The sequence below is a fragment of the Acinetobacter sp. BIGb0102 genome, assembly GCF_003815055.1.
Taxonomy (GTDB): Bacteria; Pseudomonadota; Gammaproteobacteria; order Pseudomonadales; family Moraxellaceae; genus Acinetobacter; species Acinetobacter vivianii.
Map to the genome: position 1 here is coordinate 95088 of NZ_RKQE01000002.1, position 14663 is coordinate 109750.

General features: G+C 40.6%; 9 protein-coding genes. 2 read left to right on the forward strand and 7 right to left on the reverse strand.

Annotated elements, in window-relative coordinates; translation table 11 throughout:
- Nucleotides 1-4279, reverse strand: a 4279-nt coding sequence (locus EC846_RS18410; protein ID WP_265936681.1) for an ESPR-type extended signal peptide-containing protein, incomplete at its 3' end; no start/stop codon positions are given.
- Between the two features lie 252 nt (nucleotides 4280-4531).
- Between EC846_RS18410 and EC846_RS01195 the strand changes: the two genes are divergently transcribed.
- A complete protein-coding gene (locus tag EC846_RS01195; RefSeq protein ID WP_123773834.1) occupies nucleotides 4532-5620 on the forward strand; it encodes an AraC family transcriptional regulator in 1089 nt (362 codons plus the stop codon).
- 564 nt (nucleotides 5621-6184) lie between these two features.
- On the opposite strand, the gene EC846_RS01200 is transcribed toward EC846_RS01195, so the two are convergent.
- From EC846_RS01200 to arsC, 5 genes are all read right to left on the reverse strand, one after another.
- On the reverse strand, nucleotides 6185-6799 hold the full coding sequence (locus EC846_RS01200) for a TetR/AcrR family transcriptional regulator (protein ID WP_047431636.1): 615 nt from the start codon (nucleotides 6797-6799) through the stop codon (nucleotides 6185-6187).
- Between the two features lie 109 nt (nucleotides 6800-6908).
- Nucleotides 6909-8303 carry a hypothetical protein gene (locus EC846_RS01205; protein ID WP_123773835.1) on the reverse strand — a complete coding sequence of 465 codons (1395 nt, stop codon included), beginning with the start codon at nucleotides 8301-8303 and terminating at the stop codon, nucleotides 6909-6911.
- A 198-nt stretch (nucleotides 8304-8501) separates the two neighbouring features.
- A complete protein-coding gene (gene arsB / locus EC846_RS01210) occupies nucleotides 8502-9542 on the reverse strand; it encodes an ACR3 family arsenite efflux transporter (protein WP_123773836.1) in 1041 nt (346 codons plus the stop codon).
- A gap of 5 nt (nucleotides 9543-9547) precedes the next feature.
- The gene (locus EC846_RS01215) at nucleotides 9548-9868 is read right to left on the reverse strand and encodes a metalloregulator ArsR/SmtB family transcription factor (RefSeq protein ID WP_123773837.1); all 321 of its coding nucleotides are present in this window, start codon (nucleotides 9866-9868) and stop codon (nucleotides 9548-9550) included.
- Between the two features lie 41 nt (nucleotides 9869-9909).
- Nucleotides 9910-10335 (reverse strand): arsenate reductase (glutaredoxin), encoded by a 426-nt coding sequence (gene arsC / locus EC846_RS01220; protein WP_123773838.1) that lies wholly within the window; start codon nucleotides 10333-10335, stop codon nucleotides 9910-9912.
- 243 nt (nucleotides 10336-10578) lie between these two features.
- On the opposite strand from arsC, the gene EC846_RS01225 reads away from it, so the two are divergent.
- Nucleotides 10579-11721, forward strand: coding sequence for an alpha/beta fold hydrolase (locus EC846_RS01225; protein WP_123773839.1), 1143 nt, complete (start codon nucleotides 10579-10581; stop codon nucleotides 11719-11721).
- Between the two features lie 58 nt (nucleotides 11722-11779).
- On the opposite strand, the gene EC846_RS01230 is transcribed toward EC846_RS01225, so the two are convergent.
- Nucleotides 11780-13846: a putative bifunctional diguanylate cyclase/phosphodiesterase gene (locus EC846_RS01230; protein WP_005255210.1), complete on the reverse strand. Its 2067-nt coding sequence runs from the start codon at nucleotides 13844-13846 to the stop codon at nucleotides 11780-11782.
- Between the last annotated feature and the right edge of the window lie 817 nt (nucleotides 13847-14663).

Genomic DNA, 14663 nt, shown 5'->3' on the forward strand with positions numbered 1-14663 from the left:
TGAGTTGACCGCCATTCACTGCATCTTTAGAACCCGCAGCGACTTCGCCATCAGCAACATTGGTAATCTTGTTACCTGCTGCATCGATACCATCTTTGGTCACGCTTGGACCACCTGCAATGGTCATACCGTCTGTGTTCATCACAGTATCGCCAGCAGTCACGCTATCCACTTTCAGGTCACGATTCAGGCTGTACTTGATGTCATTGCCTTCTTTCACAACTTGTAAGTTTTCTTCGCCGTCTGCTGTACCGATATCAACGGTATCGCCAGCTTTAACCGCAGCTGCGTTTTCACCATTGCTTTGGAGTGTCCAGCCTTTGTCCAACTCGGCAATCGCATCACCAACATTGTTCACGTCAGTGCCATTTACACTGTAATTTGGTGCAGTCACTGTACCGTCTGGATTGACCGTTGAACCACCGCCCAAGGCATCCGATACGCTTTGTGCTGTACCTGCCAATTGGCTACCGTTGATCGCATCGGTTGAATCAGGATTCACATCACCCGCGGTCACACCTGTGATTTTGCCTGTTGCACCATCAATGCTCACGTCACCAACTTTGACCGAATCGAACTCAACATCATCCGCTGTTGCAACGGTATAAATGGTTTGTCCATTGGCACCTGTTTCGCTTTCAACAGTCATGTTCTTGCCAGCTTCAACCTCGGTTTTTGCTGCTGCTGTTTCACCTTCAATCGCATCTGCAACGTTGGCATAGCCATTGTCATTCACTGTGAATGGACCGTTTAGCTTGCCACCTTCATTGGTTACACCTCCACCAAGCATGTCACCGACTGAACCCACACTGTCATTGAGTTGACCACCATTGACTGCATCTTTAGAACCCGCAGCAACTTCGCCATCAGCAACATTGGTAATCTTGTTACCTGCTGCATCGATACCTGACTTAGTGACACTTGGACCACCCGCAATGGTCATACCGTCTGTGTTCATCACAGTATCGCCAGCAGTCACGCTATCCACTTTCAGGTCACGATTCAGGCTGTACTTGATGTCATTGCCTTCTTTCACAACCTGTAAGTTTTCTTCGCCATCTGCTGTACCGATATCAACGGTATCGCCTGCTTTCACTGCAGCCGCATTTTCACCATTACTTTGTAGTGTCCAGCCTTTATCTAACTCAGCTAAAGCATCGCCGACATTATTCACGTCGGTGCCATTGATATTGTAGTTCGGAGCAGTCACTGTGCCATCAGGATTGACCGTTGAACCACCACCCAACGCATCCGATACGCTTTGCGCTGTACCTGCCAATTGGCTACCGTTAATGGCATCAGTTGAATCAGGATTGACATCACCTGCTGTCACGCCAGTGATTTTACCTGTGGCACCATCGATGCTCACATCACCGACTTTGACTGAATCGAACTCAACATCATCAGCTGTTGCGACGGTATAAATGGTTTGTCCATCTGCACCTGTTTCGCTTTCAACGGTCATGTTCTTGCCAGCTTCAACTTCAGTTTTTGCTGCTGCTGTTGCACTGTCTAACTGGTCTTTGTTAACTGCATCTGTGCCTTCTGTTCCTTCTGCAACATTGGTAATTTTATTACCGCCTGCATCGATACCAGACTTAGTCACACTTGGACCTCCAGCAATGGTCATACCGTCTGTGTTCATCACGGTATCGCCAGCAGTCACGCTATCCACTTTCAGGTCACGGTTCAGGCTGTACTTAATGTTGTTGCCTTCTTTCTCAACCTGTAAGTTTTCTTCGCCATCTACTGTACCGATATCAACAGTATCGCCAGCTTTCACTGCGCCAGCATTTTCACCATTGGTCTGTAATGTCCAGCCTTTGTCGAGTTCAGCTAAAGCATCACCGACATTATTCATGTCATTGCCATTAATATTATAAGTTGGATTTGAAACGGCCCCAGTTTCTGGGTCATAAGTAGAACCGCCACCTAAGGCATTGGCTGTGCTTTCGCCTTGTTCATCAACAACATCTTTAACGTGTTTTAATTGACGCACATTCACAGCATCAGTGTCTTCCGCACCATCAGAAAGGTGTTGAATACGACGTTCATTGCCTGCAGATCCAACAGAAACTACGGAAGCAGGTGCTGCTATTCCAGTTAAGAAACTGTCACCTGTTGCTGTAGAAGTAACACTGCCTGCACCTAAAGCAACATCATCTGCATTGGTCGCTACTGCATTTGAACCTAAAGCAATGCCTCGTGCCGCTTGTGCATTGGCTGAGTCACCTAAGGCAATCGAACCAGCTTCTGCTGCTGTAGATGCGTTACCCAATGCAACGGAACCTTGACCAATCGCTTTGTTTTCATTACCAATCGCCACTGCGCCATCTGCAGCTTCTGAAGCATCATCATTGCCCGCCGCAGTATTATTACGACCTAAAGCAACTGCACCATTACCATTGGCATTATTCGGGTCACCAATCGCAACCGCGCCATCACCACGAGCCACCTGATCACGACCAATCGCAACCGCGCCACCTTCCGAGGAAGCTGCATTCGCTGTGGTTGTGCCTGAACCCATTGCCACATTTTGGCCTGTGTCTCCTGTAGTCACGCCATGACCAATCGCGATGTTATCTTTAGTACCTTCCGAAGTTGCAGCATCATAACCAATCGCAATATCATGATCACCACGTGCTTGGGCACTATCACCCACCGCTACAGAGGACTCACCAGTCGATCTTGCCGTACGTCCCATTGCAAGGGATTCTGCCCCTTCTGCTACAGCACCATGTCCAAAGGCACTTGAGCGTAATCCAGATGCTTTGCTTGCATTACCAATTGCTGTAGATTGAATACCTGAAGCTTCAGCCAAATTACCATAAGCACTTGAAAAATCTGAAGTTGCTTTAGCACCATTACCACTTGCAGTAGAGTCTTCCCCCGAAGCCTCAGCAAAATTACCAAAGGCACTTGAACGCAATCCAGATGCTTTGGTTGCATTACCAATTGCTGTAGATTGCCCTCCAGAAGCTTCCGCTATATTACCAAAGGCACTTGAACGCGCTCCTGATGCTTTGCTCCAAGTACCATACGCACTAGAAAAGTCAGCTGATGCATTGGCACGATTACCACTTGCAGTTGACTGATTCCCTGTCGCTTCAGCAAAGTTACCCACTGCACTTGCAAAATTAGCTGTTGCTTTTGCCGTATTCCCTAATGCAAGTGACTCTTCACCTTCTGCACGAGCTCCTCGACCTACCGCTGTCGCAGACGCATTATTAGAACCTTTTGCATATGCATTTCGGCCAATTGCAACATCACCATTTCCTTCCGCTGTAGCTTCATCTCCCATTGCAGTTGAGCTATCACCAGAAGCAACCGTTCTACGCCCAACAGCCGTTGAACCAGCTCCAGTACCTTTTGCACCCGTACCAATCGCAACCGAATCGGCACCATCTGCATTGGCTGCCGTGGTTGCATCGTAGTTTGCACCACCAGTACCGCTACCAATCGCGATACCACGTACACCTTTGGTCGTTGCAGCATTACCCATCGCAATACCACCCGTCGCACCTTGAGCTACCGTGGCAGTATTACCCTGCGCAATTGCAAAGTCTGCATCTGCATAAGTCTGACGCCCCAACGCAATTACAGTATTGCCACGCGCACGGTTGGCGACACCAATTGCGACATTTGAACTACCATCTGTTAAGTTACCAATACCGAGTGCTGTACCAAAACCACCACCAACTGCCCGGTTACCCTGTCCAATCGCAACATTGGCAAAAGTTGCACTCGACTCATTGGCATTACCAATAGCAACACCGCCACCAGCGCCGGTCACGTTTTTATTGCCGATTGCCACTGCATTTGGGAGATGATTCTCCGCACCATCAGGATAGGGCTGAGTAGTGCCTCCGCCACGACGTTGGGCAATACCCTGTACCTGATTATTGGTTTGATTCACGCGAGAACCACAACCAATCGCGACGCTGTTGGGCATGCCATTGACTGTGGCTTGTCCTGGGTTACCACACTGGTCATTGGTCGGTGAAATTGCTGTACTTGAGCCTTGGTTGGAGGTTCCTCCTCCCATATTCGCCCCAGCAAAGGCACCTGTACTAAAGAAAATCGAGCTAATCGTAAGTGCAATTAAGCTTGGTTTAAGCTTTAAAAGATTATTATTTTGCTCTAAGGAAGTGGACGAGAACGCATTAACTGTTTGAATTGTATTCACATTACGTTTTTTTGTGACGCCTCGTGCATTTTCAGAAACAACGGTCCATAAACTTAGACTTTTATTCCAGACTAAACGGTATATTTTATTCATGATTATGTGCCTTAAAAGGGATCAAGCACATATAAATCTAATGAAATAAAACCTATACACATTTAACAATTAATACATTGTTTTAACAATTACGACATTTTTTTATCATTTTTTGCCCATTATTCCTCAAAGGAATATTAATAAACATTAAAAACCATATGAATTAACAAAACAGGTCTTTGTTTTATAAAAACATAAAAAATATAATAACCTAATGTATAAGGATTTTTAGGTCAATATCTTCTTTTTGCTATGAAAAAACAGTTACTTAATGTTCATAATGATTATCTAAAAATCCTTGTCGACACAGCTTCTAGATTTGGAATCCCTAAAGGGGAAATCATCAGATATTGTCAAATTCCTTTATCTTTGCTAACTGACGTCAATCAGAATGAACGCATGAGTTTCAATCAATGGATTGATATTGTGATTCGCCTGTTAGAACTCCTACCAGAAAAAGGCTTAGGCTATCAGTTGGGTTTTAACTGTAAGCTTACTACTCATGGTGCTCTAGGCTTTGCCCTATTGACCAATAATACTATTGGAAAAGTTTTAGTTGACTTGCAAAAATATTATAATATGCGCCTTCATAAAATGGACTTATCCATTTTAAATAAAAACAATAAAATCATTATCCGACTTAACCCACTTTATCAACTACCTGGCCATTTAAATGAAAGCAAAAAAAATATTATTAATAAGTTTTTCATTGAAAGCGCATTAATTGATATTGTGAATAATCTTCAACTCATTACTAACTACAACTTAACAGGCATAAACATTAATGTAACATGGGACCAAGCCGATTATCATCAATTCTATGAAAAGCGCTTACCGATTATTCATTTTAATGAAGAATATAACCAGATCAGTTTTGATACCAAGTGTTTGGATTTACCGCTAACATTTAGTTCACCGAGTGCTTATATGATTGCAATGGAACTGGTTAATAAAGAATACCTTTTCTATCAAGATCAAGACAATAAGATTATTTTAAAGGTAAATCAACAGCTTAAATTTATACCTGGTTTTGGTTTTCCGAGCTTAACGGATGTCGCAACAAAGTTAAAAATTTCTGAAAGAACGTTAAAGCGAGAACTCTCAAGCGCCAATACAACATTCTCATCCTTGCTACAATCCAAAAAATTTGAGTTAGCTAAAAAGTTAATTAACTCGAACCGAAATATTCAGGAAATATCAGATTTATTGGGTTATAGCCATATTAGTGCTTTTTCAAGAGCATTTATTGGCTGGACAGGTAAAAAACCAAGTGATTATATTCGTGAGCAAAGAGTCTCTTTTAAAGACTACTATCTAAAACAATCTAAAAAGATCTCTTGATTAAAACCTTAAAGCAGAAGCAAAATTTAAGATAAAAAATTAAAAACAATTTTTCTTCTAAAAATTAACATGTTATGCATTTTCTTGATTTAGAAGATAAATAACAATATTCTATTTAAGCAACTCCTCTTCTACCTCAGCAATTTTCTTTAGCTGAGGTTTTTTTATGGCTAGAGTATTTCTATAAAACCCTACAAGCCAGCTAAAAAAATTTAAACAATCTCAATGCTATTCTATCAACTTAAGAAATCTATTTTATTCTTCTTTTTTGCCCTCATTTTTACATTATGATTTTAGATCTTTTATTTTACTCATAAATTAAAAAGAAAAATTAAATATATCTTCTATAATATTTCAAACTCAACAGTATTAAATAATATCGGTAGAACAAAGAGAAATAGAGAAAATCTTATTAATATTTTACAATCATTTAATTCAACCATTTGGTAAAAAAAACCAAGATTATAAAACAGACAGATTATTCCCATTTCGGTTTATCAAACTTTAAATTCGATAAAAAATGATAAACCCAACTTTAACAATCCATATATTTGAGCTTAAAAATCAATAAGTATGATTTGCTTTGAAACGTATTGCCCCCTCAATATAATCTTTTAAATATTTACCAATCAATCGATGATCTTTCACATTGGTTGGCCAGAAATGTTCAAGCCCAATGTCACTAATAATATTTAAGATTGTATTGAAGGTGAACAACACTTTGAGCGATAGCGCATCCTGCTCTGCTTCAGGTAAAGCAAGCATTAAAAGTTCAACTGCTTTATTTGAAATAGGTACCAGTGTCTTGGCAACGATCATTCGCCCCTCATCTCCTGCACTGATTGTCTTGGAGAAGAACTTCAAATAATGAATACCATTTTCCTGTAAAAGGATGTTGACCATGGGCTTCATGAGCGCATCTACAACGTCTGAGACTTGTACCTGTTCTGGCTGGATTGTATTAAGCAGAGCCAAGCTATCATTGACGTAAGGTTGCATTACATGTGCCAATGCAGCTTCGACCAATCCCCACTTATTTTTGAAGTGATAATAAAGTGCAGATTTATTTGCTACCCCAGCAGTTTCATTTATTTTCTGAACAGAAAGCGTTTCAACATTGTTCTGTGAAAAAAGAACAATAGCTGCTTCGATCAGCTTCTCTTTCGTTTGATTGGTCATGCTATGTCACAGGGAAAGATTTGAATCGAGTGCTTTTATATCACAACGCATCAAAATTAAACCAATCTTTCAACAAGATTGGTTTAATGCGTGAGGTAGATGTAACAGCTTAAACACAGCCTTTATCTTCAAAAGCAGCTTTAGAGGTATAACGGATATCTGGTAAATAATCTCCCATTACCGCTTTCTCTTCCCCCATCGCTTTGACATTTTGTACGGCGTGCTTAAATGCAGGGTCAGGCAGTAAATTACGCATGATCAATAGACCAAAGTCAGGGTGTCCAAATGCTTTTCCATCTTCAGCAGTATAACCAGAACCTCTCGGACTGAGCTCAAGGAAATATACACCGCATTCTTCACGTGCATTTGCGGGTCTATCTTCGGCTAAAGATGCGACAATGGTATAGAACCCATCTTTATCAACTTTCTGAATATTTTCATCATACAGGCAATAGTTGGTTGCTGTGGTAATCACTTCATTGGTACAAATCGACCAATAACGTACATCCGTTTTTTTCACAAACTGATCATTATTAAAGGTTTTTTCTGTACTTGGCATTTTAGCCCGTAGCTCAATTACTTCACCCAATCGTCTACTGGTCGCCGCATAGACATATTCATTGTCAGGAGTGGCCCAATAACCCAACTTTGGTGTGACCGCCATCCCTTCACATTTATCGATTGGTGTTTTAGTGATTGGATCAATTTTATAAATACATTTAAAGCTATCTAACGCACTAAAGGCTTTATACCATTTCGGTTCCTGTTGTGCAGGGAAGCCTTCATAACGATTCTGATTAAATGCTGCTAAAGTCGCTTGTAAAGGCAATGTTGATGTACGATCAATCGGCCCTTGCTTAACCTGTAAGATATTACAAACCTCATTGCCCTTTTTCACCTCACCATTGGCAAGCTGAACTTTAAAACGTGGAAAACTTACATTGCCTTTCTCATTCATATTTTTGTTAGGAACATAGACACGATATAAAATGGCAACTTTATTATCTGCTGTTTTAGGCGCATAAAGGGTGTTTTTGGCTGGTGTAGCAGGTAAGTCTGCCAGTTGTAGTTGTGCTGAATATGCACGGTCTTTTCCTAAACGATTATTGCCTTCTACAAAAGGATTAGTCGCCCCTTGATTTGGTTCAATCGCCCGATCAAGCAATGAATTGACCCGCTCTCCTTTTGCGGTATAGCTGACCAGAGAAAAATGACGAGAGTAAGGATAATCCCCATCAATCATCACTTTGGCACCTTCTGGTACCGTAAACTCAGATGACCAGTAATTTACATTGGTATCAGGAAATGCAAAATTAAGTGGATCTTCGCCAGTATGTGATTTACTGGTAACCGAGTTTTGCCACATACAATCAGTGAGTTCAGTCACTGGAGGTGGCGGATTGCTGGCCGAACTTGAATGATCATTGTCATTGCATGCTGTTAGCCCAGCAGAACCCATCACCGTTAAGAAAATTGCCGTTTTTACTTTATTGCGTTTTTCCATGAATTTTTCCTTTTTAATCAACTTCTAATCAACCTATCCACTGGTTTCATACTTATGATTCTGGATCTTGCTCACTTATGATCTAATCCATCTAGATTAAAATAATAATCTAAATGGATTAAATTTCAAGCGATTTACAATTTATGCCAAAAATAAAACTTAGCTGATTGAATTTTTTAACTTTTTTTAATATTTCTTTTAGCCGCTTAATTGAGGAAATAATCTCTTTCTTAACCACAAAGACACACTAACCAGTGCAATCAACACAGGAACTTCAACCAATGGCCCAATCACCGTTGTAAAAGCCACAGGTGAAGCCAAGCCAAATGTTGCAATGGCAACAGCAAGGGCCAGTTCGAAATTATTCCCCGCAGCGGTAAAAGATATTGCTGTTGTTTTGGGATAATCATTCCCCATCCATTTGCTCATAAAAAAGCTAATGAAGAACATTACAACAAAGTAAATTGTCAGCGGAATCGCAATACGGATCACATCTAAAGGCAGGCTAATCACCTCACCACCTTTCAGGCTAAACATAGCGACAATCGTGAACAGCAAAGCCAATAAACTAAATGGACTAATCTTGGGAATAAAATGATGCTGATACCATTCCAGCCCTTTAGTTTTCACCAAAACCAAACGAGTCATAAATCCAAGAAAAAATGGAATCCCTAAATAAACCAGTACAGCATGGGTAATTGTCCAGAAATCGACATGGATCACTTGTCCTGCAATACCAAAATACGGCGGTAAGACACTCAGAAATAACCAGGCATAGGTACTAAAAAATAGAATCTGAAACACACTATTAAAGGCCACAAGAGCAGCGACATACTGGTTGTCACCACAAGCCAAATCATTCCAGACCAAAACCATCGCAATACAACGCGCCAAACCAATAAGAATGAGTCCCGTCATATATTCAGGATAATGATGCAAAAAAATAATCGCCAGACCAAACATCAAACTTGGTGCAATCAGCCAGTTCTGTATCAAAGATAAGCTCAGCGTCTTTTTATCTTTAAACACCTCAGGCAGGCTTGCATAGTCCACTTTTGCCAAAGGAGGATACATCATCAAAATCAGCCCGATTGCAATCGGAATATTGACCGAATCAACATGCATCCGATCCAAAGCAATAGAGGCTTGCGGGAAAAATACGCCTATTGCAACGCCTAAGCCCATTGCAAGAAAAATCCACACGGTCAGATGACGATCTAAAAAGGATAACTTTTTCATAGGTTTTATTCGCAACAGCTTTTGCGATCTAAGCGGTGTAATTGAGGGAAGATTGTTGTGTGCTGTAACTTCAAAACGTCGAGGATTTCATTACACCAACTTGGTAAATGGGCCGCAATACTGTAGTACACCCATTGTCCCTGACGGCGATCTTGCAATATTCCACTTGCACGTAATAAAGCTAAATGGCGAGAAATCTTTGGCTGACTTAATTGTAATTTTTCAGTTAAATCACAGACGCATAATTCTTTATGCTCCGCAACGAGCATCACAATACTCAGCCTTGTTTCATCCGATAAGCATTTAAAAAAATTGACGGCATCCATCTCTATCTCCGACTTAAATTATTCATTTTATTCATCAGGGTTTACTGGATACGCTGTCCATTTTCATCAATGATCTGCTCGCCATCTTCTTTATAGAAAGCACCTTTTTGAGCAAGCACTAAAATATCGAGTACAACTTCTGACGGACGACAAAGGCGGGTTCCCGTTGGGGTCACTACAAAAGGACGATTGATCAGAATTGGATGCTCAAGCATAAACTGGATCAGTTGTTCATCCGTCCAGCCATCACGATCCAAGTTCAGCGCCTCATAGGGCTCGACATTTTTTCGAATCGCTTCTCGTACAGTTAACTGCGCATCCTGAATCAGTTGTACCAATTCATTTTGTGTCGGGGGATGAATTAAATATTCAATGATGGTGGGTTCAATTCCAGTATTTCGAATCAACGCCAAGGTATTACGTGAGGTTCCACAAGCGGGATTGTGATAAATCTTGATTTCTGCCATGAGAAAGACATCCAAAGAATAATATAATCTTTATATATGATTATCCATATATATGCAATTTCATATATATTGAATTCGATTATTTCTAATCAAATCAATCCTCCTCGCCTTTTGGGGCCAGATGCTTTGTAGAAAATTGATCATTTTGGAATATAAGTTAAGCGAATGAGTCACTGAGCTGCGGCACTTTTTCTTCTAATATGCCGCTACTGAATAGTAATAGCTTAACGTTTTAGGTTCACAATGACTCAATTGCCAAAAGCGAAACGTACTTTGTTGAGTACACAAACGGCGAAAAGAATTTTGCATAGCCGTAAAAGCCACCAAGCACGTCATATCTTTGCCAATGCTGTAGATCGTGTCTTTCGTGGACAACAGCTTGCCCTTTCAGGCAAGACACCTTTTGACATCGTCTATCAACGTGAAATTATCAGCTTGCGTCACTACACCACCGATCATACGACAGCAAAACATCGAATTCCTCTCGTCATTGTGCCTCCCCTTGCAGCCAACATGCTGATCTATGATTTATTTCCAAATCGTAGTTTAGTCCGTTATTTTCTTGCGCAAGGTTTTGATGTTTATTTAATTGATTGGGGTACACCGAGTCTGCGACAGGCAAAATATAATCTCGGTACTTATGTCAAAACCTTTATGCCAGATTTTATTGAACAGATTCGCCAGCATAGCGGTCAACAACAACTTTCACTCTATGGGTGGAGTTTAGGTGGCGCACTTTCGCTTTGCTACACCTCTCTCTTTAAAGATAAGAATATTCAAAATATCGTGATTCTGGCATCACCCATTAATACGCATAAATCAGGTTATATGGGCAAGTTTTATCAAAAACTGACTGCACCCGCGCAATGGATTCGTAGCAATACCAAGTTCCGTATCTATCAGGTGCCTAGTCGCGTCTTCCATATCCACGGCTGGCAAAATACCTTGGGATTTAAACTGACCGATCCGATTGGAAACTTTAAGAATTACTGGGAACTGGTTAAAAATCTGAATGACCGTCAGTTTGTGATTAATCACGCGACTTCCAGCTCTTTTGTCGACAATATGCTGGCTTACCCTGGGGGAGTCATGCGCGATATCATTTTACGTTTCTGGATTGATAATGAACTTTCTACAGGAATGGTGAAATTCGGTGAACAAACTGCGAATCTAAAAGATATTGATTGTTCGGTACTGGCAGTAGGTGGCAGCACCGATATTATCGTGACTGCTGAAGCGGTACGTCCGCTGATGGATTTAATTAGCAGCACTGATAAACAATTTGAAATCGTCCCGGGCGGACATATGGGACTTGTCTCAGGTAATCAGGCACCCCTTTCCGTTTGGCCCGTAGTCACCAAGTGGTTGGCACAACGTTCTGATTAATTATTTCAGCAAGATCAGGCTGTAAGGTTTAAATAACCGAGCAGCCTATATAAATAACTCAGGCAAAATGCTGCTGGCGATGCAATACCAGACTTTCAACATTTACGGGTGTTCCCAACAGATAGCCTTGTAACTGATTGCAGCCTAAACTGGTCAAAATATCGGCCTGTTGTTGTGTTTCTACGCCTTCTGCGGTCACAGTCAAACCCAGCTTTGCTGCTAAATGAATAATACTTTCCAAAATCGCTTCTTCTTTTGAATTTGGCTGCAAGTCAATCAAAAAGCCCCGATCAATTTTAAGTTCATCCACAGGTAAATCTTTTAAATACAGGAAACTCGAATAACCTGTCCCAAAATCATCAATAGCAATACGAATCCCTAACTTCCGCAAGCGTTCTAAAGTACGGATACTGGAATCGATATGATGCATCGCTGTTGATTCGGTAATTTCAAGGATCAAATGATGTGGCTGGATTTGATATTGCTCGAGCAATTGTTCCAGCACGCTAAATAACTTTTTATTTTCAAACTGAAGGGCCGACAGATTGACTGCAATCGGGTAAAACGCACTGTTATTTCGCTCCCATTTCTGGATCTGCTGACAGGCTTGCTCGAGTGCCCAGTATCCCATTGGAATAATCAAACCGGTTTTTTCTGCCCCTTCGATAAACATTTGCGGCGTTAACAATCCTAAACTTGGATGTTTCCAGCGAATCAAGGCTTCGACACCACAAACTTCATAGTTAGCCGTAAATTTAGGCTGGTAAAATAAAACAAATTGCTGCTCATCGACCGCTTTATATAAATCATTAATCAACTTGGACTGACTGCGGACATCGTGCTGGTCAGACATTGAATGGAACATGGTATAGGTATTGCGGCCCTGCTCTTTGGAGATCAGCATCGCGACATCAGCATTAATTAAAATGTCCTGCACATTTGTGGCATGTTCAGGATACATGGCAATCCCGACACTGGCAGAGATATTGATATCTTTGGTCGCAATTAAATAAGTTTCCTGAATGTAATGCAGAATATTTTCTGCAAGCTGCATCGCTTCATTGATATCCGTATTTTCGGCAATTAAGACAAACTCATCACCACCAATCCGAAACAGCTTATGGCGGCTATTGTCTAATTTATTATGCAAACGATTCGCCATCTGAATCAGGAGCTGATCACCGATATGATGCCCGAAAGCATCATTCACCGACTTGAAACGGTCTAGATCGATATATAAAAAAGCCGCTTTTTGTTCATGCAGACGATGGTGACTAAATACGACTTCAGCATAATCGGTCAGAAATAAACGATTGGGTAATTTTGTCAGTGCATCATGTAAGGACTGTGTAGCCAACTCTTTATTAATTTTTGTGAGCTGTTCATTGCGTTCTTCCAGACGAGCTTCCAACACAGCAACTGCAAAACCTGCAACGAAAACCAGACTGGTAATAAAAATAATGGTAAAGAGTAAAACGCTTTGTTCGGTCTGATCCGAAGTCAGGATTTGAGCCAGACTTTCATCAAAGTAGGTGGCTGCCATGCCCGTATAATGCATGCCAACAATACTAAATGCCATCAGGACAGCGATGATTGCTTTAAGTAAAGTTCGATATTTGACAGCGCTTTTATATTTGAAAATGAAAAAGAAACTTAAACCAGAACCACTAATCGCAATCAGTACCGAGCAAATCACCAACAGTGGATCATAATGCATGCGGTGGTGTTCAACCGTTAACGCCAGCATGCCGGTGTAATGCATACCCGATATTCCAAGGCCCATAAAAACGGCACCGAGAATCAAACGGGGCAACGGTAACGTGGGTCGCGAGGTTAACCATACTGCAAAAATGGAAGCCACCGCACCCACCAGATAAGACAGTACGGTTAAATTAACATCAAAATGATACCCTTCTGGCAAATGGCTAGCCAGCATTCCCACAAAGTGCATTGACCATATCGCTAATCCCAAGATTAGCCCACTCGCCACTAAAATGCTTTTTTCAAATTTTTTATAAGCAACTTTAAAAACGAGTTCTTCCATTGAAACTGCAGCATAGCATGTCGCTATTGCAACCAAAATGGAAACGATGACCAATGTGCTATCGTAATCAACGTGAACCATAAAGGACTTCCATGATTATTCAGTACTTTTTTTTATTTGATGAGCAAAAATGCTCGAAATCCGAACGACCTTCCACACCCCAAAAAGCAATGAATCTGTGATTCATAAACTTTCCTTAACAATAGCATCATCTCACATAAGGTCAAGTCCTTTTCACTTTATAAATCAATAGAATAAAAGCAAATGTTAAATTCAAGCCGATGAAAAACCTTATTTTTTTATTTCAACTATTTCCTAGAGATCCTTTTATCTTTATCAGCATTTATTTAATTTTCACTTTCTTGATTTTTATTTGTTTTAAATCGTATCTCTACGCAAAAATCCTAGCGCATTGTTATTCTCAATCAGCGATCAATATCTCATAAAAAAATGCTTAAAACTCAAACAATACTAATCTGATTTTTTGCCCATATTGTTATAACTCTGTATCTGCTCACATAAAAAAGCCCTTGTATAAACAAGGGCTTTCTAAAGATTAAACTAAAACTTAGTTTAATCTTTATCTACATCTACGATTTTGTTTGCTTGAATCCAAGGTACGAAAAAAGATGAAAGCACTGCTTTCATCTTTTTGAGGCACGTAAAGATAAACATAAAAAACCCACTCAAATAGAGTGGGTCTTCGCATTCAAATCAATTGATTCGAGAAATTAATTTTTCTCTTTATCAACAATCTTGTTTGCTTGAATCCAAAGCATGAGCAGGGAAAAAGAAAAGCGACGCTTTTCCCCTGCGCAAGAGTGAAGCTATGCTTCACTAACGCACGTAATAGTAGAATTATCCAAAAAAAGCCCTTGCATAAACAAGGGCTTTTTTA